This window comes from Methylobacterium thuringiense, assembly GCF_022179645.1.
Lineage (GTDB): Bacteria > Pseudomonadota > Alphaproteobacteria > Rhizobiales > Beijerinckiaceae > Methylobacterium > Methylobacterium thuringiense.
This window is the reverse complement of sequence record NZ_BPRA01000001.1, coordinates 182,679-208,959: the sequence shown is the minus strand read 5'-3', so window position 1 is coordinate 208,959 and position 26,281 is coordinate 182,679. Positions and strand designations below refer to the sequence as shown.

The 26,281-nt window shown below is 66.5% G+C and carries 18 protein-coding genes and 1 other RNA gene; 8 read left to right on the top strand and 11 right to left on the bottom strand.

The features are described 5' to 3' along the window. Positions 1-60 precede the first annotated feature (60 nt). The 8 genes from murD to rnpB all read right to left on the bottom strand — a co-directional run bounded on the left by murD (position 61) and on the right by rnpB (position 9,889). Positions 61-1,422, bottom strand: coding sequence for a UDP-N-acetylmuramoyl-L-alanine--D-glutamate ligase (murD, locus tag MFF07_RS00850; RefSeq protein ID WP_147816087.1), 1,362 nt, complete (start codon positions 1,420-1,422; stop codon positions 61-63). Between the two features lie 4 nt (positions 1,423-1,426). After that, positions 1,427-2,509, bottom strand: coding sequence for a phospho-N-acetylmuramoyl-pentapeptide-transferase (mraY, locus tag MFF07_RS00845; RefSeq protein WP_147816085.1), 1,083 nt, complete (start codon positions 2,507-2,509; stop codon positions 1,427-1,429). Between the two features lie 59 nt (positions 2,510-2,568). Beyond that, positions 2,569-4,035: a UDP-N-acetylmuramoylalanyl-D-glutamyl-2,6-diaminopimelate--D-alanyl-D-alanine ligase gene (locus tag MFF07_RS00840; RefSeq protein WP_238230384.1), complete on the bottom strand. Its 1,467-nt coding sequence runs from the start codon at positions 4,033-4,035 to the stop codon at positions 2,569-2,571. Between the two features lie 100 nt (positions 4,036-4,135). Continuing rightward, positions 4,136-5,602 carry a UDP-N-acetylmuramoyl-L-alanyl-D-glutamate--2,6-diaminopimelate ligase gene (locus MFF07_RS00835; protein ID WP_147816081.1) on the bottom strand — a complete coding sequence of 489 codons (1,467 nt, stop codon included), beginning with the start codon at positions 5,600-5,602 and terminating at the stop codon, positions 4,136-4,138. Beyond that, a complete protein-coding gene (locus tag MFF07_RS00830; RefSeq protein ID WP_238230382.1) occupies positions 5,599-7,506 on the bottom strand; it encodes a peptidoglycan D,D-transpeptidase FtsI family protein in 1,908 nt (635 codons plus the stop codon). The genes MFF07_RS00835 and MFF07_RS00830 overlap by 4 nt, the downstream gene beginning before the upstream one ends. Positions 7,507-7,511: 5 nt before the next feature. Further along, positions 7,512-7,946, bottom strand: coding sequence for a cell division protein FtsL (gene ftsL / locus MFF07_RS00825; RefSeq protein WP_147816079.1), 435 nt, complete (start codon positions 7,944-7,946; stop codon positions 7,512-7,514). 115 nt (positions 7,947-8,061) lie between these two features. Then, positions 8,062-9,108: a 16S rRNA (cytosine(1402)-N(4))-methyltransferase RsmH gene (gene rsmH, locus MFF07_RS00820; protein WP_147816077.1), complete on the bottom strand. Its 1,047-nt coding sequence runs from the start codon at positions 9,106-9,108 to the stop codon at positions 8,062-8,064. 372 nt (positions 9,109-9,480) lie between these two features. Further along, positions 9,481-9,889: RNase P RNA component class A (rnpB, locus tag MFF07_RS00815), an RNA gene on the bottom strand. Positions 9,890-10,078: 189 nt separating this feature from the next. On the opposite strand from rnpB, the gene MFF07_RS00810 reads away from it, so the two are divergent. Further along, the gene (locus tag MFF07_RS00810; RefSeq protein ID WP_238230380.1) at positions 10,079-10,243 is read left to right on the top strand and encodes a hypothetical protein; all 165 of its coding nucleotides are present in this window, start codon (positions 10,079-10,081) and stop codon (positions 10,241-10,243) included. 141 nt (positions 10,244-10,384) lie between these two features. Here the strand turns inward: MFF07_RS00810 and MFF07_RS00805 are convergent, their stop codons facing one another. Next, a complete protein-coding gene (locus tag MFF07_RS00805; RefSeq protein ID WP_238230378.1) occupies positions 10,385-10,825 on the bottom strand; it encodes a VOC family protein in 441 nt (146 codons plus the stop codon). Positions 10,826-11,168: 343 nt separating this feature from the next. After that, positions 11,169-13,892, bottom strand: coding sequence for a hybrid sensor histidine kinase/response regulator (locus MFF07_RS00800; RefSeq protein WP_238230376.1), 2,724 nt, complete (start codon positions 13,890-13,892; stop codon positions 11,169-11,171). 236 nt (positions 13,893-14,128) lie between these two features. Here MFF07_RS00800 and MFF07_RS00795 point away from each other — a divergent pair, with 236 nt between their 5' ends. Together MFF07_RS00795 and MFF07_RS22460 are read left to right on the top strand one after the other, a co-directional pair. Next, positions 14,129-14,356, top strand: coding sequence for a hypothetical protein (locus MFF07_RS00795; protein ID WP_238230375.1), 228 nt, complete (start codon positions 14,129-14,131; stop codon positions 14,354-14,356). Positions 14,357-14,721: 365 nt separating this feature from the next. After that, positions 14,722-14,856 carry a hypothetical protein gene (locus MFF07_RS22460; protein WP_283206808.1) on the top strand — a complete coding sequence of 45 codons (135 nt, stop codon included), beginning with the start codon at positions 14,722-14,724 and terminating at the stop codon, positions 14,854-14,856. 56 nt (positions 14,857-14,912) lie between these two features. Here MFF07_RS22460 and MFF07_RS00790 read toward each other — a convergent pair whose 3' ends face one another. Next, a complete protein-coding gene (locus MFF07_RS00790) occupies positions 14,913-15,776 on the bottom strand; it encodes a carbohydrate-binding domain-containing protein (RefSeq protein ID WP_187272533.1) in 864 nt (287 codons plus the stop codon). 935 nt (positions 15,777-16,711) lie between these two features. Between MFF07_RS00790 and MFF07_RS00785 the strand changes: the two genes are divergently transcribed. The 5 genes from MFF07_RS00785 to MFF07_RS00765 all read left to right on the top strand — a co-directional run bounded on the left by MFF07_RS00785 (position 16,712) and on the right by MFF07_RS00765 (position 26,278). After that, positions 16,712-18,394 carry a type I secretion system permease/ATPase gene (locus MFF07_RS00785; RefSeq protein WP_246682772.1) on the top strand — a complete coding sequence of 561 codons (1,683 nt, stop codon included), beginning with the start codon at positions 16,712-16,714 and terminating at the stop codon, positions 18,392-18,394. After that, complete coding sequence (locus MFF07_RS00780; protein ID WP_147817382.1) at positions 18,394-19,743, top strand: HlyD family type I secretion periplasmic adaptor subunit; 1,350 nt, start codon at positions 18,394-18,396, stop codon at positions 19,741-19,743. Before MFF07_RS00785 ends, MFF07_RS00780 begins: the two co-directional genes overlap by 1 nt. 198 nt (positions 19,744-19,941) lie before the next feature. Next, complete coding sequence (pepN, locus tag MFF07_RS00775; RefSeq protein WP_238230373.1) at positions 19,942-22,575, top strand: aminopeptidase N; 2,634 nt, start codon at positions 19,942-19,944, stop codon at positions 22,573-22,575. Between the two features lie 606 nt (positions 22,576-23,181). Next, positions 23,182-25,587 (top strand): PAS domain-containing sensor histidine kinase, encoded by a 2,406-nt coding sequence (locus tag MFF07_RS00770; protein ID WP_238230371.1) that lies wholly within the window; start codon positions 23,182-23,184, stop codon positions 25,585-25,587. A gap of 157 nt (positions 25,588-25,744) precedes the next feature. Further along, positions 25,745-26,278: a Dps family protein gene (locus tag MFF07_RS00765; RefSeq protein WP_238230368.1), complete on the top strand. Its 534-nt coding sequence runs from the start codon at positions 25,745-25,747 to the stop codon at positions 26,276-26,278. The last annotated feature ends 3 nt before the right edge of the window (positions 26,279-26,281 follow it).

The following is a 26,281-nucleotide window of genomic DNA, read 5'->3' as shown; positions in this document are numbered from 1 at the left end:
GGCGTGAAATCGATGACGGGTTGCGGCGCGTCGAGGCGGTCAACCCGCCTCTTGCGCGCCTCAGCCCAGCGCCTTGACCAACTCTCGGAAGCGGTCGCCCCGGATCTCGAAATTCCGGAACTGGTCGTACGAGGCGCAGGCCGGCGAGAGCAGAACCACGGGTTCGGCCGCTTCGGAAGCAGCGGCGGCTTCCGCCGCTTTCGCCGTGGCAATGTCGAGCGTCTCGCAGAGCGTGAAGGGCACGCGCCCGTCCAGCGTCTGCGCAAACGCCGCGCTCGATGCGCCGATCAGGTAGGCGTGGGCGACGCGGTCGAACAGTGGAGCCAGTCCTACGATCCCGCCCTCCTTCGCCTTGCCGCCGACGATCCAATGGACGTCGCGGAAAGCGGTGAGCGCCTTCTCGGTGGAATCGGCGTTGGTCGCCTTGGAATCGTTGACGAACAGTACGCGCCCGCGCCGTCCGACCTGTTCCATGCGATGCGCGAGACCCGGGAAGCTTTTCAGGGCGGCGGCCAGCGACTCGCCCTCGACGCCGAAGGCGCGCACGGCCGCGGCGGCAACGGCCGCGTTCTGCCAGTTATGGGCGCCGCGGAGCGACCCGATTCCGTCGAGGTCGGCGAGCACCGCCCCCTCCCCCTCGGTCACCCGGCCCTCTCGCGCGATCAGCTCCGCCTCGGCTTCGCCGTGACCCGCGACATGGACGCGGACCATCGGTCCCGTCCGCCGCCCGGCGATGGCCCTGCAATGCGCGTCGTCGACGCCGACGATGGCGAGGTCGGCCGATGCCACCACGCGCTCTTTGATGGCGGCATAGGCCTCCATGGTGCCGTGCCGGTCGAGATGGTCGGGGGTGAGGTTGAGCAGGATGCCGACGCTCGGCTTCAGCGACGGCGTCAGGTCGATCTGGAAGGTCGAGAGCTCGACGACGTGGATGCGTTCGCGCGACGGCGGTTCCAACAACAGGATCGCGGTGCCGATATTGCCGCCCATCTGCACGTCGTAGCCGGCTTGGGCCAGCACGTGGGCGATCAGCGCCGTCGTGGTCGATTTGCCGTTGGTGCCGGTGATCGCGACGAATGGGGCATCCGGCGCAACCGCCGCGCGCTCACGGCAGAAGATCTCGATGTCGCCGATGATCGGGATGCCGGCCGCCTTTGCCAGTTCCACCGTCCAGTGCGGCTCGGGATGGGTCAGCGGCACGCCGGGCGAGAGTACGAGCGCGGAGAAGCCGGACCAGTCCGCCTCGCGCGGGTCCGAGACGGTGATGCCGAGGCCGCGCGCCCGCTCGGCGCTCTCGGGGCTGTCGTCCCAGGCGATCACGTCGGCGCCGCCGGCCTTCAGCGCGTGGACCGTGGCGAGGCCGGAGCCGGCGAGGCCGAACAGGACGAGCTTTTGGCCGGCGAAGGTGGTGGCGGGCGTCATCGTCTCAGCGCAGCTTCAGCGTGGCGAGGCCGGCGAGCGCCAGGATCACGGCGATGATCCAGAAGCGGATCACGACCTGTGCCTCCTTCCAGCCCTTCTGCTCGAAATGGTGGTGGATCGGCGCCATCCGGAAGACGCGCTTGCCCGTGAGCTTGAACGAGGCGACCTGGATGATCACCGACATCATCTCCAACACGAACAGGCCGCCGACGATGGCGAGCACGATCTCGTGCTTCGTCGCCACGGCGATGGTGCCGAGAAGGCCCCCGAGCGCCAGAGAGCCGGTATCGCCCATGAAGATCTGCGCGGGCGGCGCGTTGAACCAGAGGAAGCCGAGGCCCGCTCCGATCACCGCACCCGTGACCACCGCGAGCTCGCCGGTGTCGCGGACGTAGTTCACCTGCAGGTAGCCGGCGGTGAAGGAATTGCCGACGAGGTAGGCGATGACGCCGAAGGTGCCGCAGGCGATCATCACCGGCACGATGGCGAGGCCGTCGAGACCGTCGGTGATGTTCACTGCGTTGCCGGCGCCGACGATGACGAAGGCCGCGAAGATGACCCAGAACCAGCCGAGGTTCAGCAGCGCGTCCTTGAAGACCGGGAAGGCGAGTTCGTTCTGCAGGCCGGCGGGCGAGTAGATCGAGATCAGCAGGCAGGCGGCGCCGGCGATGGCGGCTTCGAGCGCCAGCCGGAACTTGCCGGAAAATCCGAGATGGGACTGCTTCGTCACCTTGAGGTAGTCGTCGTAGAAGCCGATCGCGCCGAAGCCGACGGTGACGGCCAGCGTCACCCAGACGTAGTGGTTGCGCGGGTTGGCCCATAGGATCACGGCAACGAGAAAGCCCGCCAGGATCATCAGCCCGCCCATGGTCGGCGTGCCGCGCTTCACGAGGTGGGTCTGCGGGCCGTCCTCGCGGATCGGCTGGCCCTTGCCCTGGCGCAGGCGCAGCAGGGAGATGATCCAAGGGCCGAACCAGAACACGAACAGGCCCGCCGTGAACAGCGCGCCGCCGGTGCGGAAGGTGATGTAGCGGAACACGTTGAGCGCGTTGACGCTGCTCGACAGTTCCGAAAGGAGATAAAGCATGTCGGGGGCCGCGGTGTCAGGGAACGTGGCCGCGCTGCGTGACGGCCGGCGTCATTCGGTCAGGGCGCTACCTTGAGTGGTGCTTCCCGCGGATCGGTGCCGACCGCATAGCGGGCCTTCACCGCTTCGACAATCCTGCCCATCCGGATCGAGTTCGAGCCCTTCACCATCACGGCGTCACCCGGGCGCAGGCTGTCGAGCACCGCGTCGACGAGGTCCGCCGAGGTCGCGGCGGCGATGCCGCGGTTGGCCACCGGCAGAGCCTCGAACAGGTGGCGCATCATGGAGCCTGCCGTGAAGACGAGGTCGATGCCGCTGGCGCGGACCGCGTCGGCGAGTTCGCGGTGGCGCTGCTCGGCCGAGGGCCCGAGTTCCAGCATGTCGCCGAGCACGGCGATTCGCCGTCCACGTCCGCTGGTCTCGATGCCGCTGAGCGTCGCCAGGGCGGCGCGGATCGAGGCCGGGTTCGCGTTGTAGCTCTCGTCGACCAGAAAAGCCGCGCCGTCTCCGATGGTCAGCGCCGTGCGCTCGCCGCGCCCGACTGGGGGTTTGAGCCCAGCGAGCGAGATTGCGGCGCGGGCGAGATCCGCGCCGAGGGCGTGAACGACGGCGAGAACCCCCAGAGAATTCATCGCGGTGTGCCGGCCGGCCGTGCCGAGCTGATAGGTGACCGGCACGCCCATCACGCTCGCGTCGACCACCGACAGGTCGGGCCGGGTGACGATGCGGTTCGCCCGCACGTCGGCCTCCGCGTGCTCGCCGAAGCTGATCACGCGGCCGGCCTGCGAGGCGCGGGCATGGGCCAGCAACCGCTCGAAATTGGCGTTGTCGCGGTTGAAGATCGCGACCCCGCCGGGCTCGATCCCCGAGAATATCTCGCCCTTGGCGTCGGCGATGGCCGAGAGCGAGCGGAAGTGCTCGATATGCACCGGCTCGACGGTGACGACGAGCGCCACCTGCGGCCGGACCTGCGCCGCCAGCGGCACGATCTCGGCCGCGTGGTTCATGCCGATCTCGAAGACGCCGTAGCGGGCGCTCGAAGGCATGCGCGTCAGCGTCAGCGGCACGCCCCAATGGTTGTTGTAGGAGGCGACCGAGGCGTGGGTCTCGCCTTGGGCCGAGAGCACGTGGCGCAGCGCCTCCTTGGTGCCGGTCTTGCCGACGGAGCCCGTCACCGCGACGATGCCGGCGCTTGAGCGGGCGCGGGAGGCGATGCCCAGCGCACGCATGGCGTCGAGGACCGGGTCTTCGCTGCCGGCGGCGACCGCGAGCACCGGGCCGGCGTCTGCGAATTCTTTCGCGCGGTCCTGGGAGACCACGGCCGCACCGGCGCCGTTCTCCAGGGCACCGCGCACGAAGGCGTGCCCATCGCGGGCTTCACCCCTGATCGCGAAAAAGAGGTCGCCGGGTTGCAGCGTGCGGGTGTCGATCGAGGCGCCGGTGATGGCGCGTGCGTCGCCGTGAAGGAGGCCGCCGGTAGCCGCTTCGAGCGCGGCCGGCGTCCAGAGGGAGGTCGTGTCGGTCATGCGGCCTCCGATTGATCGTGACGGACGCGAGCGCCACCCTCCCCCGCAGAGGGGAGAGGGTTTTGCGAGACTATGGCGCGCGAGGCGAGCAACCCAAAAATCACGTCAGCTCCGCAATCGCAGCGCGGACCGCGTCGTGGTCCGAGAAGGGGAGCACGCGGTCGCCCACGATCTGGCCGGTTTCATGACCCTTGCCAGCGACGACGAGCACGTCGCCCGGCTGGAGGCCCCGCACGGCTTTGCGGATCGCCTCGGCCCGGTCGCCGATCTCCTCCGCACCCGGCGCCTGGGCAAGGATGGCGGCGCGGATCGCGCCCGGCTCCTCCGTGCGCGGGTTGTCGTCGGTGACGATGACGCGGTCGGCGAGGCGCTTGGCGATCTCGCCCATGACCGGCCGTTTGCCGGTGTCGCGGTCGCCGCCGCAACCGAAGACGAGGACGAGACGTCCGCTGGCGAAGAGACGGAGCGCCGCCAGCACGTGCTCCAGCGCTTCGGGCTTGTGCGCGTAGTCGACGAGGCAGAGGCCACCATTCGCTTCGCCGATTCGCTCCATGCGGCCGGGCACGCCGGTGAGGGATTCGAGCGCCGAGAACACACCGGCCGGATCGGCCGCGCCGCCCGGTGTCGCCAGGGCGAGGCCGGCTGCGACCAGCGCGTTCTCGACCTGGAAGCCACCGACCAGGGGCAACTTCACGGTGTAGGTCGTCTCGCCCTCCAGACCGGGGCCGCGCAGAGTCAACGCCTGCGAAAACCCTTCGGTGCGGGCATCCTCGAGACGGATGTAGTGGCCGCCGCGACCCGTGGTGCGGATCTCGTGTCCGGCCGCGTCTGCGGTGTCGACGACCCGCTCGGCATACGCGCCGTCGGCGTTGACGATCACCGGCCGGCCCTTGGGCAGCAGCGTCGTGAACAGCCGAAGCTTCGCCTGCAGATAATCCTCGATCGTCGGGTGATAATCGAGATGGTCGCGCCCGAGATTGGTGAAGCCGGCGGCCGCGAGTTCCACGCCGTCGAGCCGGCACTGCTCGATACCGTGCGACGAGGCCTCCATGGCGAGGTCGGTGACGCCGTCATCGGCCAGCCGCGCCAGCGTCTCGTGCAGCGTCACCGGGTCGGGCGTGGTCAGCGAGCCGTAGGCCGCGCCCGCATTCGTGACGATGCCGACCGTGCCGAGGCTCGCGGATTCGCGGCCCAGTGTCGAGAGAATCTGGCGGACGAAGTCGGCGACCGAGCTCTTGCCGGAGGTGCCGGTGACGGCGACCACGGTTTCGGGCTGGCGGCCGGAGAAGCGGGCGGCGGCGAGCGAGAGGGCGCGGCGCGCGTCGGGCACCGCGATCCAGGCGGTTGCGGCCGGCAGATCCGCCGGCCGCTCGCCCTCGCCGACGATTGCAACCGCACCGGACGTGGCGGCCTTCGCGGCAAACAGCCGGCCGTCGGCCTTGGTGCCGGGGATCGCGACGAAGATGCCGCCCGGGACGACCTTGCGGCTGTCTGCGGTGATGGCGGTGACGGCTTGATCCGCGACGTCGGCGTCGGGGAACAGGCTGGCGAGCCGCGCCCCGCTCACCGGCCGTCGACCATGTTGGCGTGATAGGCGCCGAGCTTCGTCATCAGCGGGAACGGCTTGGCGGGCGGGTCGAATTGCGGCGGCAGGCCGAGGATCGGCGCGACGCGTTCGAGGATCTTACCCGTCACCGAACCCGAATTGTAGGCGGCGGTGGCGTAGCCGCCAGTCTCGGGCAGGCCCTGCGGCTCGTCCATCAGCGTCACGAAGAGATACTTCGGCTTGTCCATCGGGGCCGCCGCGAAGAAGGTCGTGAACAACCGGTTCTTGTTGTAGCGCCCGCCGATGACCTTCTCCGCCGTGCCGGTCTTGCCGCCGACGTAGTAGAGCGGCACGGCAGCCTTTCGGGCCGAGCCCTCGACGGCGTTGAGGCGCATGATGAAGCGCATCGCTTCGCTGTTCTGGGTCGAGATGACGTGGGTCGACTTGGCGCGGGCGGTGGCCTCGTCGGTCTTGAGGAAGGTCGGGACGATGTAGTCCCCGCCGTTGATGATCGCGCCGACGGCGGCGGTGGCCTGGATCGGGGCGACGGCGATGCCGTGGCCGAAGGCGATGGTGATCGTGTTGATCTCGCTCCAGCGCTGCGGAAGGATCGGCGAGGCGCTCTCGGGCAACTCGGTCCGCATCCGGTCGAGCAGGCCCATCTTGCGCAGGAAGGCCTTGTGGCCAGGGATGCCGACGCCCAGCGCCATCTTGGCCGAGCCGATGTTGGAGGAGTGGGTGAACACCTCCGGCATCGTCAGCACGCGGCCGGTGGCGTGGTAGTCGTGGATGCGCTGGCGGCCCCAGTTCAGCACGCCGCCGCGGGTGTCGAAGGTCGAGTTGACGTTGTACTTGCCGGAATCGAGCGCCATGGCGAGGGTCATCGCCTTGAATGTCGAGCCCATCTCGTAGACGCCGACGTTCATCCGGTTGATGCGGTCGGCCGAGAGCGCGTCCTTCGGCTCGTTCGGGTCGAAATCCGGATAGGAGGCGAGCGCGATCACCTCGCCGGTGTTCACGTCGAGGATCATCGACGCGCCGGCCTTGGCCTTGAAGTGCTCGATGCCCTTCACGAGCTCATCGCGCACCGCGAATTGCGCCCGCAGGTCGAGGGAGAGCTGCACCGGCGCCAGGTCGGCCTGCTTGGCGACGAAGCCGAGGCTGTTGAGGGCGCCGTTGCCCTGGTTGTCGATGTACTTTTCCATACCGGCGATGCCGATATTGTCGAGGTTGGTCGCGCCGATGATGTGGGCGGCGGCGACGCCGTTCGGGTAGACGCGCTTGTGGTCGGGTAGGAAGCCGACGCCGGGGATGCCGAGGCGATGCACCTCGAGCTGCTGCTTCGGCGTGATCTCGCGCTTGACCCAGACGAAGCCCTTCTTGGTGGAGAGCTTCGTACGCAGCTCCGAGGCATTCAGCTCGGGCAGCACTGCGGTCAGAAGCTCGACGGCCTCGTCCTTATCGTAGATCTTGCGCGGCTCGGCGAAGACCGAGACCGTGCGGATATCGGTGGCGAGGATCTCGCCGTTGCGGTCGATGATGTCGGGGCGGATCGCGGTGGTGGCCGCGGCGGCGACACGGTGGTCGTCGGTACCGGAGCCCGGCGTCGCCGCCATGATGACGAGGCGGATGCTGATCGCGCAGAAGACCATGCCGAAGCCGAGGCCGACGATGCCGACGCGGGCGAAGGACCGCTCGATCGCGAGCCGGAACATCTTCCGGTAGAGGCCGACGAGAAAGGGCGCGCGAGGCTCGACGGCAACGAAGCGCTCGGGCGCGTCGTCCCCTTGCACATCACTTTCATGCGCGGCGGCCTCGGGCTCTGCCTGGTCCGCCACCTGGTGGTGCGCAACCTGCGACGCGTCCATCGCGGCGTGGGCGTCCGAGGCCGGCACGTCCTGATCCTGCGGAGGGTGTTCGGACACGGGATTTACCTCGAAGCCGTATTCGGCGTGCGGGTGCTGACGGTGCGGGTCGTCGTGGAGCGCGTGATCGAGCCGGTGGTGCGCGGCTCGTCGGCCTTCGCCGTCGGCTTGTCCTTCGGCGTCGCGGTGGCGGCGAGCAGCCGGCCGATCTCGTCGCCGCGATCGGGGCGGGCCGGCAGGTCGGACATCCGCGCCAGATGGTCGGTGCCGATCGGCTCCAGCGCGAGATGGCGCTCGACCGCAGCCTGCAGGCGATCCGGGCGGGTGAGCAGCTGCCATTCGGCGCGCAGCACCGCGATGGCCTGACGCTCCTTGTGCAGCTCGGTCTTCCGCTTCGAGACCTGAGCCGACTGGTACAGCGTGTCGTACTTCGTCGAGTAGGCGTAGACGGCCGCCGCCATCAGGCCGAAGACCGCCAGGAAGTTCAGAAGACGGATCATCGTGCTGAACCTTGATGCTGGCGCCTCAAGGTCCGTCCGCCGTGAAGGCGGCGGCGCGCATGCGCGCTTGCCAACGGCCGAAGGCAGAAAGACCCGTAGTGGACGGCCGTTGGTGTCACCGGCGCGATCCTCCGCGAAGGCCGGCGGTTGCCGGAAGGATGGCGAGCGCCTGGACCGCGTCGAGCGGCTCGGGCACGGGGGCGTCGGTGCGCTCGGCGGCACGAAGTTTTGCGGAGCGCGCGCGCGGGTTGACGTGGCACTCGTGCTCGGAGGGCAGGACCGGCCCTTTGGTGACGGGCGAAAAGCTCTTCGGCGCCGGCCGCTCGACGCTCGGCACGTGGCGCGAGGCCTGGACGGCACGGCCGCTGCGGGCCGAGAGGAACTGCTTGACGATGCGGTCTTCCAGCGAATGGAAGCTCACCACCGCGAGACGGCCGCCGGGCTTCAGGATGCGCTCGGCCGCGTGAAGCGCAGCGACCAGTTCGCCGAGTTCGTCGTTCACCGCGATGCGCAGGCCCTGGAAGCTGCGTGTCGCGGGGTTTAAGTGACTGCCGGGATCGACCCGGACCACGCCGGCGATCAGTTCGGCGAGCTGGCCGGTGGTCGTGATCGGTGCACGGCGGCGAGCCTCGATGATGGCGCGGGCGACGGCGCGGGCGCGGCGCTCCTCGCCATAATGGAAGAAGATGTCGGCGAGCCATTCCTCGTCGGCCTCGTTGACGAGGTCGGCCGCGCTCTGGCCTTCGCTCGACATGCGCATGTCGAGGGGGCCGTCGTTGCGGAACGAGAAACCGCGTTCGGCCTGGTCGAGCTGCATCGACGAGACGCCGATATCGAGCACCACCCAGTCGGCATGCGGTTCGCCCTCGGCCTGCACCAGCGTGTCGAGGCTGCCGAAGCGGCCCTGGACGAGGCGGAGCCTGTCGCCGGATTTGGCCTGAAGTGCCGCGCCGTCGGCGATGGCGCTGGCGTCGCGGTCGATACCGATGACGCGGACATCCGGGTCGCAATCGAGCAGCGCGCGGGTGTAGCCGCCGGCTCCGAAGGTGCCGTCGACGGCGAGGCCCGGTCCCTTGGGATCGAGGGCGTCGAGCACTTCGGCCATGAGAACCGGTACGTGCGGCCCCTCGCCGGGCGTGCCCCTGCGCGGCGGCCGGGTCATCGCGCGACCTCGCGCACCACCGAAGGCGGAATCGCTGCGAATCTCGTCGTTTCCGAAGACAACCGGCTCATGCGATCCTGCAACGCGCGGGGACCGCACCAGGGCGGTCCGGGCAGAAGTGGCGGCACCGAGCGCACGGCGGCCATGGACCCGCGCACGAACCCTCGTCCAGCAACCTAGACGAGAGTCCGCCGATCCGAAAATCACCTTGAGCGGGTTCGATTCGGGTACCATGAGCCTTCGAGCGCCGTCAACGAGCGTGGCCTTGCGGAGCGGGCCTCGTCGAAACAGACCTCAGCAAGGTTAACCGAGCGTCAAAACGGCTGCGGATTTCGGGGTGATCGACCTGAAATCCGCGTGTCGAAAAATGATGGAATCAGCCGGCCTTTAAGCCGGGTTCTGTAGGGCCCGGGCGCCTTGCGGCACCCGGACGTGGCGGCCATTCCTCTGGGACGATCGTCACCGACCGCCTCGAGCAACCAACCCGGGCGACGGGCCTGGAGAGCGGGCCTGCTTGTCCCCTCGCGGGGATAAGCGTGTCGCCCCTATTCGGTCTTGCACCCGGTGGGGTTTGCCGTGCCGTCCGCGTTGCCGCGTCCGCGGTGCGCTCTTACCGCACCCTTTCACCCTTACCTCGCAAGCGAGGCGGTCTGCTCTCTGTGGCACTGTCCCTAGGGTCGCCCCCGCCGGACGTTATCCGGCACCGTCTCTCCATGGAGCCCGGACTTTCCTCCCCGCACCTGTCGCGAGACCTGCGCGGAGCGGCCGCCCGGCCGACTGATCCGGGGCGGATGTGCGCCGCGGTCGCCTCGGCGGTCAAGGAGATTCGCCGGATGCCGGCCTGCCTGCTTTTCGGGCCTGCCCGGATTTTCGGCGGCCGGTTGCGAGCCCTGGCCGACGGGATCACTCTTCCGGTCGTCGAGGCCGCGGGCCGTCGGGCCGGGTCTCTCACCATGCAGGAGGTCGCGCCATGTCGACGGAAACGCAATGGAGCCTGGACGCCGTTCACGCCCTGCGGGAGATGGCCCGCGAGGGTCTGACGCTTCCGCTGATCAGCCTGAAGCTAAAGCGCCCGGTCGAGGCCGTCGCCGCCAAGCTCGCCGAACTCGGTATAACGCCGGCAGCCAGTCCCTAACCGACTGTCGTCCCGGGACTCGCCGAAGGCGAGAATCCAGGATCTACGACTGGCCGCAGCGTGTTGGGCGGATCCCCGGGTTCCGGTACGCGGCCCCAGGATGACGGCGGGGTGCCTGCGAGTGAGCAAAAACCCCAAAAATTACCAGCTGCCGGTGTTCTCCATCGAGGCCCACGGTTCCTGCGGAGGCTTACGCTCACCCTTCTGGAGAAGCTCGATCGAGATCCCGTCCGGCGACTTCACGAAGGCCATGTAGCCGTCGCGCGGCGGCCGGTTGATGGTCACGCCCTTGTCCTGCAGGTTCTTGCAGAAGGCATAGATGTCGTCGACCTGATAAGCGAGGTGCCCAAAGTTGCGGCCGCCGGAATAGCTCTCGGGATCCCAGTTCCAGGTCAGCTCGATTTCTGGAGCCTTTTCGGAGGTCGCACGGCCGGCATCGTCAGAAGCGGCGAGGAAGACGAGCGTGAAGCGGCCCTTCTCGTTCTTGACCCGGCGGATTTCCTGAAGCCCGAAGGTGTTCACGTAGAAGTCGAGCGCCGTATCGAGGTCCGCCACGCGGACCATCGTGTGCAGATATTTCATCAGGCTGCTATCTCTTTGTTTTTATGGGGGATTTTTCTTCGGTCTGATCAAAAACTGACAAGAGTGACTCTCTGCCGCGACGGCCTGCAGAAGTTCGTCAATCGCCGCGGTAGCTAGGGCCTGATAATCCGGCGAGTAGGCCGCATAGATCTCCGTGATCGAAAACCCCTGCATCCTATGGCCGAGCTGCCCAGACAGCTCTTCGAATGAAACGCACTCCGTCCCCACATCCAAGGTACGACCGGGGGTCTTTGATTCCGTAGGTTCACCCGCCCATCGATTCCGAGCTCACGGGCGGCCACCGTTCCTCGAGATCGACGCGTGACGCGACGGAGACGCCCGGTCAGGCCGCTCCCTCGATCAGGTCGCGGATACGGGTGGCGAGCGTCTCCAGCACGAACGGCTTGGTCAGGACCTGCATCCCGGGACGCAGATGCCCGTTCCCGAGCACGGCGTTCTCGGCGTAGCCGGTGATGAAGAGCACTTTCAGGTCGGGCCGCCGCTCCCGGCCGGCATCGGCCATCTGGCGGCCGTTCATGCCGCCCGGCAGGCCGACATCTGTGACCAGCAGATCGATGCGCACGTCGGACTGCAGCACCTTCAGGCCTGCCACGCTGTCGGCAGCTTCGATGGCGGTGTAGCCGAGGTCCTCCAGAACCTCGGTCACGAGCATCCGTACCGAGGGCTCGTCGTCGACGATCAGCACCGTCTCGCCCTGGCCGGCACGCCCGACTTCGTCGAGCCGTCGCGTGACGTCGTTCTGGTCGGCATCGCCGTAGTGGCGCGGCAGGTAGAGGCAGACCGTCGTCCCCTCGCCGAGTTCGGAATAGATCCGGACCTGCCCTCCGGACTGTCGCGCGAAACCGTAGACCATCGACAGACCAAGGCCGGTGCCCTCGCCGATGGGCTTGGTCGTGAAGAACGGCTCGAACACCTTGGTCATGAGGTCTGCGGACATCCCGGTCCCGGTGTCGGAGACGCACAGGCTGAGGTACTGGCCCGGCGGCATGTCGTGCTGGCGGGCCCCGGCCTCGTCCATCCACTTGTTGGCGGTCTCGATGGTGATGCGGCCGCCTTCCGGCATCGCATCGCGGGCATTGATGCAGAGGTTCAGCAGCGCGTTCTCGAGCTGGCCCGGATCGATCAGCGCCGGCCATATTCCGGCAAGGCCGACCACTTCCAAATGGATCGCCGGGCCGACCGTTCGCCGGACGAGCTCTTCCATCTCCGCGACGAGACGGTTCACGTTGGTGGGTTTCGGGTCGAGGGTTTGCCGGCGCGAGAAGGCGAGCAGGCGGTGCGTCAGGGCGGCGGCGCGCTTGGCCGCGCCCTGCGCCACCGTCATGTAGCGGTCGATCTCGGTGAGGCGGCCCTGGGCCATGCGTGTCTGCATCAGCTCGAGCGAACCCGAGATGCCGGCCAGCAAGTTGTTGAAGTCGTGTGCCAGGCCCCCGGTGAGTTGGCCGACAGCCTCCATCTTCTGACTCTGGCGCAGGGCTTCCTCGGTCCTGGCGAGGGTCTCGGCCTGGAGCTTGGCCTCGGTCACGTTTCGCACGGAGGCGTAGATGAGGCCGTCGCGCGGCACCGCGTTCCAGGACAGCCAGACCTCGCTGCCGTCCTTGTGCCGGTAGCGGTTCTCGAAGGTGATCTGGGGCTCGCCGCGTGCCAGGCCGGCCGCGGCCGCCAAGGTGGAGGCGACGTCGTCGGGATGCACGAAGTCCAGGAAGGGCCGGGTCCTCATCTCCGCCTCGCTCCAACCGAGCGTCGCCGGCCAAGCCGGGTTGAGGCTGACGAAGTATCCGTCGAGGTTGGCCACGCAGAGCATGTCCGATGAGGCCTGCCAGATCTGGTCGCGCTCGGCCGTGCGGTCGGCGACCTGACGCGCGAGGTCGACCTCGGTCTGCTTGCGCGCCGTGACGTCGTGGACGAACACGTGGAAGCCGTCGACCGAACCAGCCGCCGTGCGGCGGGGCAAATAGCGGATCTCTGCGACGCGGGGCTCCCCGTCGCGGCGTGGCCAGTCGAGCTCGAAGGTGACCGCATCGCCCGCCAAGGCCCGATCCATGTATGGCTTGCGGGCCGCGTAGGCTTCCGGGCCGAGGAGGTCCCTCACGTCCCGGCCAACGATGTCCTCGGCGGGTATCGAGAACCAGTCGTCGTAGGCCCTGTTGGCGAAGCGATAGACGTGGTCGGCGCCGATGAAGGAGATCAAAACCGGCAGCGCGTCCGTGATGAGACGGAGCTCGCGCTCGCCCGCCTCGGCACGCTTCTCGACGGTCCGCCGCTCGGTGATGTCCGAAAAGAAGATAGCGACGCGATGCGAATCCGGGTCGCCGGTCCGCAGGGCGCGCACCTCGAACCAGCGTCCGAACACGTCCGCGTAATGCTCGAAATGCGCCGGCTCGCCGGTCAGCGCGACGTCGCCATAGGTGTCGAACCAGTGTCGCTCCAGGTTGGGCGCGAACTCGCTCACCCACCGGCCGGCGACGTCGGCGCCCGTCTGCCGCACGAAGGCTGGATTGGCCTCCAGGATGCGGTAATCGACGGCGTGGGTGCCCTCGAACCTCATCTCGACGATGCAGAAACCGACCTCGATGCTTTCGAACAGGGTTCGGTAGCGCGCCTCGTTCTCGCGCAGGGCGACCTCGGCGAGGGTACGCTCGGTGACGTCGTGACCTTCGACGAAGATGCCGCTGACGGCCCCGTGCGCATCGGTGATGGGCTGGTAGACGAAGTCGAGATAGCGTTCGTTGACCGGACCGCCCGGCACGGCCTGGACGTCGTATCTGGCGCCTGTCGCCCGGTGCGCCTTGCCCGAGCGAAACACTGCGTCGAGCAGGTCGACGTAGCCCTGTGCGGCCGCGTCCGGCAACGTCTCGGCAACCGTGCCGCCGACCACGGCGCGATGATCGATGGCGCGCTGGTAGGCGGCGTTCGTGAGCGCGAAGCGGTGATCGGGACCGCTGAGGAGGGCGATGAAACCCGGAGCCTGCTCGAACATCTGGGCAAGTGAAGCGGATCGGGCGCGCAGCATCCGCACTTCGGCTTCGAGTTGCTCGCGTGACAAGTCTTCCGGGTCCGGGAGGGGCGGTGTCTGCATGCGGGGCGGGATAGCGCGTGATTGTGTTGGACGCGAGGACTTCAACCTTGGCCGACGGTCGGCGCACCGATCTCATCGGAACATCCTATGCGTCGTCGACAAGCCGGCAGCCTGGGAGGGTCGAGTGTCCGAACTGAAAAACGACAACGGCAAAGTGTTGCCGAGGGGCAAGTTTCTACGTTCCGAACAGGGCCGGACTGCCATTGGACAATCAGGCGCATGGCCGAGGCGCCAAGGCGCGGCCGGCCAAAGCGGCCGGCACCAAAACCAAGGTTGAGATTGCCGTTCCGGCACTCGGCCAAAAGACGCCCGTCTCGATCGGCTGCAAACACGGGTTCGTCCGGTGCTTTTTCCTGACCAGCGCAGCCACCGATCACCGGGCGCAACCGCCGGGGCTCTTCGATCCGGCCAACCCGGCGAGCGAGGTCTGAGCCGACCGCTCGAAGGCTCACGGAACCTATCTCGCGAAACACGACCAGCCGAGACTTTGCCAGCAGCCTGCTCGAGCGCTTCGCCTGGATCAAATCCCGGCCTGTAGCAGGCTGAAGGAAGTTCGGGACGGGCTCAGAGGCTCGCTCTACGACACGCGGCCAGACCGACGGAATGCCAGTCCGATCCCGTCGAGGTGGCTGGCGTCGTCAAATTGTGGGCCGTACCAGCCGATCGCGCGGTACTTCGGCCTATCCGGGCGGCCCGATCGGACACCGGCATCCCCTGCGCAATCAGGTACAGGACGCCGCTTTTTGGCTGAAATACGGACCTTCGTTCATCCGCCGGAGACGCGCGGACAGGCCCCGTGGACGTTCTCGATGAAGCCGGCAATCAGTCGCTCACCGCAGTTGCTCAAAGCCTCGAGGCAATCATGCGCATCACGATCAGGTTGCCGCTGCAATTCGATCGTTTCAGGATATCCGGAGCATTAAAGCTCTAGATATCGCAATTTCAAACAAATCGATACGGCATAGAAAATCGCAGCATAGCGTTATATCAAGCGTGCAACAGCCCTTCGGCGGCGACGTGAATTGTGAAAGCCTTGCCCTCGTCGATCCAGCCCGGTCCCTCCTGACCGGCGTTGATCATTTTGATCTCGTTGGCGTCAGAGGTATACATGTGCACGCCCGCCTTCGTGTTGAAGAACCGCTCCATGGTCTCGCCACCGGATCCAACCGCGTTCGGATCGACATAGGCTTGGAACGCGACGCCTTCGTAGTGGTAATCCGGTAGGGCTTTGAGAACCTGATCGCGTTCAGCTGTACTCGTGGTCAAGAAATGATCGCCTGTCACGGTATTGAAGAATCGAAAAACGTCCTCGGTACCCGGCCCGATATCGGGCGTAGATCCGACGACACCTTCAAGATGATAACTGGGCAGGTTCTTGAGCACTTGATGAAGCTCGTTTTCGCTTGTCGTAAACAGATGGTCTCCCGAAATGCCATCGTATAACCGATACACCGCATTTTGATGCTGCTCAGCTGAGCCGGCTGTGTATTGGCTGACATCGTAGGTGGCCGTGTCGTTCGCTCTGTACAGGTTTGCTGACGTAGCGACAGGCAATCCGGTGTTGGAGAAGGCATCGGCACCAAGCTGCGTGTGATCGTCGAACGTAAAGCTGTCGACATAGAGGTCTCGATCTTGTCCTGGTCCAGTATAGAGATCGTTGAGGAATGTAACCGAGACCCGATGAGCCGAACTGAAGTCACCGAAAAAGAAAAATTCTTCGGTATCGCCCAGCGCATGAGCGGCTGTGGCAGTCAATACATCCCCGATTTGTATGCCGTCGACTTTGACGACGAACTGCGCATCGCCAAGATAATTATCTTCCGAAATCTTGAAGCCGATCCGGTTTGTCATGGACGTCGTCTCCCAGGAAATATGACCTATAAGCATGGTGATCAAAAATTCAGCATTGGGAAAGTTTTTTAGCGAATTATTAACTGCGATTATTACCTAGGAGATTTCTAACGCTTTGGAATTACAGCAGTCCAAATCCTAACATTTATCTATAAACCAACGATCCAGCATTACGAAGACGAGCAATGCCAAAGGGCAGCCTGCATTTCCCTGCTGCCGGCCGCGCTGGAGATCCAGACGCTCTCCTAGTTTTTGGAATCGTTAGATTTAGTTTTCGAACGCTAGAGAGACTTGGTTCTCGAGCGCTTTGCGCCCAGGTGGATACCGGTCGGTCGAAAGAATGCACGGAAATGTGAAGGCTTAGCGACGCGCACCCGATACAAGCAGGTCGAATCTAAGTATACATCCGAACTGGCGGATCGTAGTCATCGCAAATATCGTTGTAGCGACGAGCTTGATTTCAGTTATGACGCCTCGTGGCGAGTGGGGTATTGCGAGCATTCTGCTCGCGATGGTTTCGCCGAATCAATTGATTGCTGCATTTACAATTCTGATACTGACGTTAATAATATCTTCTGTGCCATACTTGCTACGGGAAGAATAAACTTCTATTGATCAGAATTAGTTCTGAGAGAGTGTTTTTCCGTTATTGTTTTTAGGCAAAAGACAGATATATAGAGTTACTGAATTATTTTAGAAATAATTTGGATTGAGCGGCACCTTTCGGCGAATGCCTGTTGACCAGCTAGATAATTGATGGATGGGGCGCACATTTTAGGACACCGTCTTAATAGAAATATCTAAAAACAGAGCTAGTGATCGCGTGGACTTTCTCAATCGTGCCGATCTTGGGGCGGGTTTTGCATCAAGCTGAAGAATCCGAGTTGATCTCGGCTCTGTCGGAATGCCGCACTGCGCTGATCGGCGTCGCGGTGATGAGCGGTCTGGTCAACGTCCTTTACCTAACCGGCTCGTTCTTCATGCTGGAGGTATATGACCGCGTGATACCGAGCCGGTCGGTGCCGACGCTGATCGGCCTCGCCGCTCTTGCGTTGGTGCTGTTCGCGTTCCAGGGACTTCTCGAAACGATCCGGACGCGTATCCTGGCGCGGGTCGGTGCTGCGCTCGACGAGGCGCTGAGCGATCGTGTCTTCGACGTGGTGGTGCGTGCGCCGCTGAACGGTGCCCTGCCCGGCGATGGCCTGCTCCCGCTGCGCGATCTCGACCAATTGCGGGGGTTCCTGTCCGGCAGCGGCCCGTCAGCGATGTTCGATCTGCCCTGGATGCCGATCTACGTGTTGATCTGCTTCCTGTTCCACCCGCTGATCGGCTGTGCAGCGATCGCCGGGGCGATGGTCCTGGTGGTCGTGACGTTGATCACGGATCGCGCGACGCGTGCGCCCTCCCAGGCAACCACCGCCCACGGGCTGCGCCGCAACGCGCTGGCCGATGCGGGCCGCCGCAACGCCGAGGTGCTCGCCGCCATGGGCATGCAGGGGCGTCTGGCGGCCCGCTGGGGCATGGCCAACCGCGACTATATGATCGCCCAGCAGCGCGTCGCCGACATCGCAGGCGGCTTCGGTGCCGGCTCGAAGGTGTTTCGAATGGCGCTTCAATCGGGCGTCCTCGCCCTCGGAGCCTGGCTGGTCATCAACAACCAGGCGAGCGCCGGCATCATCATCGCCTCCTCGATCCTGGTCTCGCGGGCGCTGGCGCCGGCCGAACTCGCCATCGCCAACTGGAAGGGATTCGTCGGAGCCCGCCAGAGCTGGCGCAGGCTCTCCGATCTGTTCGCCAAGTTTCCTCAGGCGGGTCATTCCCTGGTGCTGCCGGCGCCGACGCGCTCGCTGTCGATCGAAGGCATCAGCGTCGCCCCTCCGGGCACGTCGCGCTTCGTCGTGCAGGATGCGACCTTCGCGCTTCAGGCCGGACAAGGCCTCGGAATCATCGGGCCGTCGGCCTCGGGCAAGTCCTCGCTGGTAAGGGCCTTGGTCGGCGTCTGGCCGCTGCTGCGGGGCAAGGTGCGGATCGATGGCGCCGCGCTCGGCCAATGGCCCAAGAGCGAACTCGGCCTGCATATCGGCTTCCTGCCGCAAGAGGTCGAACTCTTTGCCGGAACCATTGCCGACAACATCGGCCGCTTCGAACCGAACGCCCCGTTCGAGCCGGTGATCGCCGCCGCACGCGCCGCTGGCGTGCACGACATGGTCCTGCGGCTGAGCGACGGATACAACACCCGCATCGGCGAGGGCGGCGCTGGTTTGTCGGCTGGCCAGCGCCAGCGGATCGGCCTCGCCCGTGCGCTCTACCGCGATCCTTTCCTCGTCGTCCTCGACGAGCCGAATTCCAACCTCGACGCCGATGGTGAAAGTGCCCTGACCGAGGCGATCCGCGGTATCCGGCGGCGTGGCGGCATCTGCGTGGTGGTCGCCCATCGGCCGAGCGCGCTCGCCGCCGTCGACCTCGTGCTGATGATGGCCGACGGCCGTATCCAGGCCTTCGGGCCGAAAGACGAAATTCTCAAGCAGGTGCTGCGCCCTGCCTCCGTGCCGCACTCCATGCAGATCGGGGGATCGCGTCCGGGAGCCGGCGCGATCATCCTCCAGGAAAGCGCCTGATGTCGTCAGCATTGAGCGCCGGGACTGCTCCCCTCGCTCCCGCCCAGCTGCACAAGACCGCCCTCGGCTCGATCCGTGACAATCTGAGGGTGGCGGCCGGCCTTTCGGCGGTGCTGGTCTTCGGTGTCGGCGGCTGGGCTACCTACACCATGATCGCCGGCGCGGTGATCGCGTCGGGACAGCTCGTGGTCGAGTCCGACGTCAAGAAGGTGCAGCACCCCACCGGCGGCGTGGTCGGCCAGCTCCTAGTGCGTGAGGGCGCGCATGTGAAAGCCGGCGACGTGCTGATCCGCCTCGACGAGACCCAGACCCGAGCCAATCTCGACATCGTGCTCAAGGCGCTCGACGAGCTTGCGGCGCGTCGCGCCCGGGACGAGGCCGAGCGCGAAAGCGCCAAGTTCGTAAACTTCCCCGCGGATCTGCTCGCCCGTGCCAACGAGGACAAGGCCGTCGCCCATCTCGTCGACGGCGAGACCAGACTGTTCATCTCCCGAATCGCCGGTCGCGAAGGGCAGAAGGCGCAGCTGCGTGAGCGGGTCGCCCAGCTCACCGAAGAGATCGACGGCCTGACCCAGCAGGCCACGGCCAAGGAGCGCGAGATCGCGCTGATCGCCACGGAGCTCAAGGGGATCCGCGAGCTGTTCGCCAAGAACCTCGTACCGTTCCAGCGGGTTACGGCACTCGAACGCGACAGCACTCGGCTCCAGGGTGAGCGAGGCCAGCTCATCGCGACGACGGCCTCGACGCGCGGCAAGATTGCCGAGACCAACCTGCAGATCCTGCAGATCGACCAGGAGATGCGCAGCGACGTCGGAAAGGACCTTGCCGAAATCCGCGGCAAGTGGTCCGAACTCGTCGAGAAGCGTGTCGCCGCCGAGGACCAGCTCAAGCGCATCGACATGCGTGCGCCCCAGGACGGCACCGTCCACCAGTTGACCGTGCACACCATCGGGGGACTCGTGACCCCGAGCGAGCCGGCCATGCTGATCGTGCCAGATGCCGACCAGCTTCTCGTCGAGGTCAAGGTCCAGCCCCAGGACATCGACAATGTGCGCGTCGGCCAGCTGACCATGCTGCGCTTTCCCGCCTTCAACGCCCGCACCACGCCGGAACTTGGCGGGGAGGTCTCACGCGTTTCGGCCGACGTGACGCAGGACCAGAAGACGGGGACGACCTACTACACTGCCCGGATCAAGATCGCGCCGGGCGAAACCGAGCGCCTGGGTGGCCTGCGGCTCGTCCCCGGCATGCCGGTGGAAGCCTACATGCAGATCGGCGACCGGTCCGTGCTGAGCTATCTCGTCAAACCCCTCACCGATCAGATCGCGAAGGCGTGGCGGGAGCGGTAGGCCGTGATGCAGTTTTGATCTCCGCACCGTAGATTTTACCAGAGCTAAATATTTGATATATAAGCCGGATTGGCGAATTTCATGGACCGACTATCGGGCCCGGGCCGGCGGGTTTCAACGGCGCGGGGCGGTTGCGTGCGGCGGCGGCGGCCCCGATAGAGGGCTGTCCGTACCGTCCGAGCCCGAGGTCGAGCCGCCATGCGCACCGAGACGCCCCCGACGATCCGTCTCCAAGACTATCGCCCGAGCGATCACCTCATCGACCGCGTCGACCTCGACATCCGCCTCGATCCGCATGCGAGCCGGATCACGGCCGTGCTGGCGCTGCGCCCCAACCCGGCCGGGACGCCGGGCGCGCAGTTGGTGCTCGACGGGGACGAACTCGGCCTCGTCGGCTTGGCCCTTGATGGTAAAGCACTCCCGGCGGAGGCCTATGCGGCGACGCCCGCGGGGCTGACGCTCCATGCGCCGCCGCAGGGCCCGTTCACGCTGACCGTCGAGACGGTGGTCGACCCAACCGCGAACACCAAGCTGATGGGCCTCTATCGCTCCAGCGGGGTCTATTGCACGCAATGCGAGGCCGACGGCTTCCGGCGAATCACCTATTTCCTCGACCGGCCCGACATCCTCTCGGTCTACACCACGCGCATCGAGGCGGCGCGGGAGGAAGCCCCGGTGCTGCTCGGCAACGGTAACCCGGTCGAGACCGGGGATGTCCCCGGCACGGATCGCCACTACGCCATCTGGCAGGACCCACACCCGAAACCCGCCTACCTCTTCGCCATCGTCGGCGGACGCCTCGGCCATGTCGGGCGGAGCTTCGTGACGTCCGAAGGCCGCGAGGTCGCCCTCGGCGTCTATGTCGAGCCCGGCAAGGAGGCCCGCGCCGATTACGCCCTCGATGCCGTCGCCCGCTCGATGACCTGGGACGAGGAGGTCTTCGGCCGCGCCTACGATCTCGACGTGTTCAACGTCGTCGCCGTGTCCGACTTCAACATGGGCGCGATGGAGAACAAGGGCCTCAACATCTTCAACGACAAATACGTGCTCGCCTCCCCCGAAACGGCGACGGACGCCGACTATGCGAATATCGAGGCGATCATCGCGCACGAGTACTTCCACAACTGGTCGGGCAACCGCGTCACTTGCCGCGACTGGTTCCAGCTTTGCCTGAAAGAAGGCCTCACCGTCTTCCGCGACCAGGAATTCTCGTCGGACATGCGCTCGCGGGCAGTCCACCGCATCGGTGAGGTGCGGACGCTGCGGGCGCGCCAGTTTCCGGAGGATGCCGGGCCGTTGGCTCATCCGGTGCGGCCGAAGCACTATGCCGAGATCAATAACTTCTACACGGCGACCGTCTACGAGAAGGGCGCCGAGATCGTGCGGATGCTGAAGACGCTGATCGGCGAAGCGGCCTTCCGCAACGGAATGGACCGCTATTTTTCCGAGAACGACGGCACCGCCGCGACGGTCGAGGACTTTTTGGCGGCCTTCGCCACGGAGACCGGCCGCGACCTCGCACATTTTGCCCAGTGGTACGAGCGCCCCAGTACCCCGCGCATCGCCGTCTCCGGCCACTACGATGCGACCGCGAAAACCTATCGCCTCGACTTCCGCCAGACCCGGCCCGGCGCGGGTGCCGATGCGCCGCCGCTGGTGATCCCCGTGGCGCTCGGCCTCATCGGGCCGGACGGTCCGCTCACGGCTACCAATGCGCGGGTGCGGGACGGCGTTTTCGTACTCGAAAGCGCCGAGGACAGCCTGACCTTCGAGAACATCGCAGCGCAGCCCGTGCCCTCGCTCTTCCGCGATTTTTCGGCGCCGGTGCGGGTCGAGATGGCGCTGAGCGACGCTGAGCAGTTGACGCTGCTGCGCCATGACACCGACGCCTTCAACCGCTGGGAATCGGCGCAGCGCGTGGCGCTCCGCATCCTGATCGAGGCCGCCCGTAGCGGATCGGAGACTCTCGACGGCTCGGAGGGGCTCGCCGCCGCCCTCGCCGCCTTCCTCGACGGCGAGGCCCTGCGCGATCCGGCCTTCGCAGCGCTGATGCTGGCGCTGCCGAGCGAGGGCGAGGTCGCCAGCGAGATCGGCGCGAACATCGATCCGGACGCGATCTTTTCGGCCCGCCGCCGCCTGCGTCAGGCCCTCGCCGCGCGGCTTCGCGACCAGCTCGCCGTCTTGCGCGAGCAACTCGCGGATCCGGCGGGCGCGGCCTTCAGCCCCGCCGCGGCTGCCGCCGGCCGACGCGCCTTCCGCAACGCCGCCCTCGATCTGATCGCGGTCGCCGATCCCGAGCGCGGCGCCGCATTGGCCCGCGAACAGATCGCGACGGCCGCCACCATGACCGACCGGCTCGCCGGCCTCGCTACCCTCGCGCAGATCCCGGGGGAGGCCCGCGAGGCCGAACTCGCGGCTTTCGCCGAACTCTACGCCGACGAGCCGCTGATTCTAGACAAGTGGCTCGCGATCCAGGCCGCGATCGCGGAGGACGACACCATCGCGCGCATCGGCCGGCTGCAACGGCACCCGGCCTTCTCGATGACCAACCCGAACCGCGTGCGCTCGCTCGTCGGCGTCTTCAGCCTTGCCAACCCGACCCAGTTCAACCGGGTCGACGGGGCCGGCTACGCGCTGGTGGCCGACACCGTGCTTGCGCTGGACAAGCGCAACCCGCAGATCGCCGCACGCCTGCTCACGGCCTTCGGCTCGTGGCGGCAGCTGGAGCCGGTGCGCCGCGCGGCAGCCGAAGCCGCACTGCGCGGGATCGCGTCGGCGGGCGGCCTTTCGCGGGACGTCGCCGACATCGCGGGACGCAGCCTCGCCGGCTGAGGGGGATGCGGCCGTAGGGCGCTGATGCCGGGGCGTACGGGGTTTCGCCGATCGAAGCCGGCGCGGCGGGTAGAAGACCGTTATGATGACGGCCTGCCCGCGGCGATGCCTCCTCGTCGCCGGCCAGGCGATGCGCGATCGTCTACTCCTGAAATTCGGCGATCCGGCTGGCGGAGATGCTGTCCCGCCTTCGACGCGGCGGAAACAAGAGGTTTGGCAGCGCCGAACTCCGCGAAAAAATCCCGGCGGCGGCGTACAGAACCGAGCGGCAACAGCGTGGTGTAATCGGCCGCGATCCCGTCGCCACGCGGCGCCGATGACACGCCTCCGAGCTGATTCCCGCGATCGCTTTCCCGGAATCTGACGGTTGTATGCGACATCCCTGCGACAGGCCCGGAAAAATACAACCTAACATATTGTCGGATAACCGATTTCTCTCGCGGCCCCACGACTCGCCGTGAGTCTCATCCCAGTTAAGGAGTCAATAAAAACACGCGTAAAAGGCGTGGACAAATCGGGGCTCCGAGTGCTCAATATGGATGCGAATCGAAGCGAGCGTTCGTGACCGCTTCGGGCCGTACCAGCCGTACACATGAGGAGTTCGACATGCCGGAGGCGGTTTCCGCTTCCCTGGCCGCGCGCGTGCGCGCCGATACGATCCTCGGGATCCGGCGACCGCGAACCGCAGCTCACGAACGGATGATGCGGGCCGAGACCTGGCTGCGCTTCGCCGTCCCGGGCATGCTGGCCGGCTTCCTGCTCTGCCTGCTCGGCGTCATCGCCCTGCACCTGCGGCTCCAGCACACCGATGTGGTGCGCGCGGCACATGCCGAGGTCGAGGGGTTCGCACGGCTCTCTGCCGCGGCCCTCGGCGAGAACGGCATCACTGGCGAGAGCACATGGGCCACCGCCCAGAACCGCCTCGATCGCCTGATGCCTGCCGGCACGCAGCCCGGCCGCCAGATCTTCGTCGTCGGGCGCGACGACCGGATCGTCGCGGCCTATCCAGCCCCGGTCCGCATCCCGGCGACGCTCACCGCCGTCCTCGGCGCCGACCAAGTGCTCACTGCCCTCGCCGAATCCGCCGGCGCGATGATCCTGCGGCTCGCCGACGGTGCGGAGGCGATCGCCGCCGTGCATCGGTTGCCCGACGGCACCGGACAGGTCGCGGTGATCCGGCCGATCGCGCAGGTCACCGCCGCCTGGTGGGAACGGCTCTGTACGCTCGCGGTACTCTTCGGCGCCACGGCGCTCGTCGTGGTCGGCATCGGGGCCGCCTACACCCTGCAGACGCGCCGTGCCCACGCTGCCGACCGGGTCTGCGACGAGGTCCGCCGCCGGCTCGACACGGCGCTCGGACGCGGCCGATGCGGCCTCTGGGACTGGGACATCCCGCGCGGCGAAATCTTCTGGTCGGATTCGATGTACGCGATGCTCGGCTATCCGGCCGAGACGGGCCTGCTCTCGTTCGGCGACGTCAACGCCATGGTGCATCCCGACGACGGCGACCTCTACAGCCTCGCGCGCCACCTCGCCGCCGCCCAGGCCACCATCGATCACGAATTTCGCATGCGCGGAGCCTCCGGCGAATGGATCTGGCTGCGCACCCGCGCCGAGATCGTGCACGACGAGGCCGACGGCAGCCGCCACCTCGTCGGCATCGCCGTCGACGTCACGGAACAGCGCCGCCTTGCCGAATCCACCGCAACCGCCGACATGCGACTGCGCGACGCCGTCGAGGCCATCTCCGAAGCCTTCGTGCTCTGGGACGATTCGAACCGCCTCGTCCTCTGCAACTCGAAGTTCCGCGACCTGCACGCGCTCGCCGCCGAGGACGCGATCCCGGGCCGCCGCTACGCCGACATCATGGGCCGGGGCGTGCTGCCGCCGGTGCGACGCGAACTCCCCGACGTCGGCCGCGCCAGCCCGCAGGATCGTTCTTTCTCTGCGCGCACCTTCGAGGTCGAACTTACGGACGGCCGCTGGCTCCAGGTCTCGGAGCGACGCACCAAGGATGGCGGCTACGTCTCGGTCGGCACCGACATCACCGGGCTGAAGCGCCAGCAGGAGAAGCTCGTCGTCTCCGAGCGCGAGCTGATCGCCACCGTCAAGGATCTCAAGCGCTCGCGCCGGACCCTCGAACTCCAGACCCACCAGCTCGCCGACCTCGCCGAGCGACATCTCGACCAGAAGGCCAAGGCCGAGATCGCCAACCAGGCAAAATCCGAGTTCCTGGCCAACATGAGCCACGAGCTGAGGACGCCGCTCAACGCCATCATGGGCTTCGCCGACCTGATGGAGAGCGAGGTCTACGGCCGACTCGGCGACCCGCGCTACGCCACCTATTGCCGCGACATCCGCGAGGGCGGCACCTACCTGCTCTCGGTCATCGACGACATCCTCCACATGGCCCGCATCGAGGCCAAGCGTGTCAGCCTCGACTGCCGCGACATCGCCGCCGCCGACGCCGTGCGCAACGCGGTGAAGCTCATCGACCTGGAGGCCAAGGCCAAGAATCTGCGCATCTGCGTGGAGATGCAGCAGAGCCTGCGCCTGCTGGCCGACGACCGGGCCCTGACTCAGATCCTCGGCAACGTGCTGCAGAACGCCGTGAAGTTCACGCCCGCCGGCGGCCGCGTCTCGATCCGGGGCCGGAGTTGCGGCAGCTTCGTCCACCTCTTCGTGGAGGATACCGGCATCGGCATCCCGAAGAGTGCGCTGGCCAAGCTCGGGCAGCCCTTCGAGCAGGTCGAGAATAATCTCACCCGCAGCCATCGTGGGTCGGGCCTCGGGCTCGCCATCGCCCGCTCGACCTCGGAGCTGCATGGCGGCTCGCTGCGCATCCGCTCGGACGAGGGCATCGGCACCATCGTGATGGTGCGCCTGCCTACCCCCACACCGGAGCGCCTCGCCGCCCTGGCCCGCCCGAGCGCGGAACTGACCGTCGACAGCCTGCGCCTCGTCTCGGGCGCGATGCCGCGGCCGGACGACAGGGCGGTCTCGAACGGTTGAAGTTATTAGAACGACTCTAAGCTGTGCGCCTTGTGCGGTGCGGGCATGCAAAGGGGAACATTCGGTTTTGCCGGTCATTTTTTGGGATGAAGCGCCGCGCCGGAACGTGAACGGCGGGCGCCCCGAACCCAACACCGCAACCCGAATGGAGCGAGACATGGCCAAGGCCAAGCCAGACCTGCGCGTCGCCAGCGACCGCCTCAACACCCCGACCGATCTTGATCCGGCCGACACCAAGAAGATCGCCGAGGGCCTGACCGTCCTGCTCTCGGATCTCTTCGCGCTCTACATCAAGACGAAGAACTTCCACTGGCACGTCAGCGGCCCGAATTTCCGCGACTACCACCTGCTGCTCGACGAGCAGTCCGAGCAGATCTTCGGGATCATCGATGCGGTGGGCGAGCGTGCCCGCAAGATCGGCGGCACCACGCTGCGCTCGCTCGGTCAGGCCGAGGGTCTGAAGCGGGTGGCGGACAACAACGCCGACTACGTCTCGCCGCTCGACATGCTCAAGGAGCTGCGCGACGACAACAAGAACCTCACCGCCAACATGCGGGAACTGCACGGCGTCACCGACGAGGCGGGCGACTGCTCGACCACGAGCTTGCTGGAAGAGTGGATCGACCAGTCCGAGGAGCGCACGTGGTTTCTGTACGAATCGACCCGCGACGGGACGCAGGGCGGCCACTGAGCC

Excerpts from the sequence above, each read along its gene's own strand:
- ftsL (WP_147816079.1), bottom strand. The coding sequence starts at position 7,946 with ATGATCCGTCTTCTGAACTTCCTGGCGGTCTTCGGCCTGATGGCGGCG.
- MFF07_RS00785 (WP_246682772.1), top strand. The coding sequence starts at position 16,712 with ATGAGCGGTCTGGTCAACGTCCTTTACCTAACCGGCTCGTTCTTCATG.
- MFF07_RS00770 (WP_238230371.1), top strand. The coding sequence starts at position 23,182 with ATGCCGGAGGCGGTTTCCGCTTCCCTGGCCGCGCGCGTGCGCGCCGAT.
- murD (WP_147816087.1), bottom strand. The coding sequence starts at position 1,422 with ATGACGCCCGCCACCACCTTCGCCGGCCAAAAGCTCGTCCTGTTCGGC.
- MFF07_RS00780 (WP_147817382.1), top strand. The coding sequence starts at position 18,394 with ATGTCGTCAGCATTGAGCGCCGGGACTGCTCCCCTCGCTCCCGCCCAG.
- MFF07_RS00765 (WP_238230368.1), top strand. The coding sequence starts at position 25,745 with ATGGCCAAGGCCAAGCCAGACCTGCGCGTCGCCAGCGACCGCCTCAAC.
- MFF07_RS00840 (WP_238230384.1), bottom strand. The coding sequence starts at position 4,035 with ATGACCGACACGACCTCCCTCTGGACGCCGGCCGCGCTCGAAGCGGCT.
- mraY (WP_147816085.1), bottom strand. The coding sequence starts at position 2,509 with ATGCTTTATCTCCTTTCGGAACTGTCGAGCAGCGTCAACGCGCTCAAC.
- rsmH (WP_147816077.1), bottom strand. The coding sequence starts at position 9,108 with ATGACCCGGCCGCCGCGCAGGGGCACGCCCGGCGAGGGGCCGCACGTA.
- MFF07_RS00805 (WP_238230378.1), bottom strand. The coding sequence starts at position 10,825 with ATGAAATATCTGCACACGATGGTCCGCGTGGCGGACCTCGATACGGCG.
- pepN (WP_238230373.1), top strand. The coding sequence starts at position 19,942 with ATGCGCACCGAGACGCCCCCGACGATCCGTCTCCAAGACTATCGCCCG.
- MFF07_RS00790 (WP_187272533.1), bottom strand. The coding sequence starts at position 15,776 with ATGACAAACCGGATCGGCTTCAAGATTTCGGAAGATAATTATCTTGGC.
- MFF07_RS00810 (WP_238230380.1), top strand. The coding sequence starts at position 10,079 with ATGTCGACGGAAACGCAATGGAGCCTGGACGCCGTTCACGCCCTGCGG.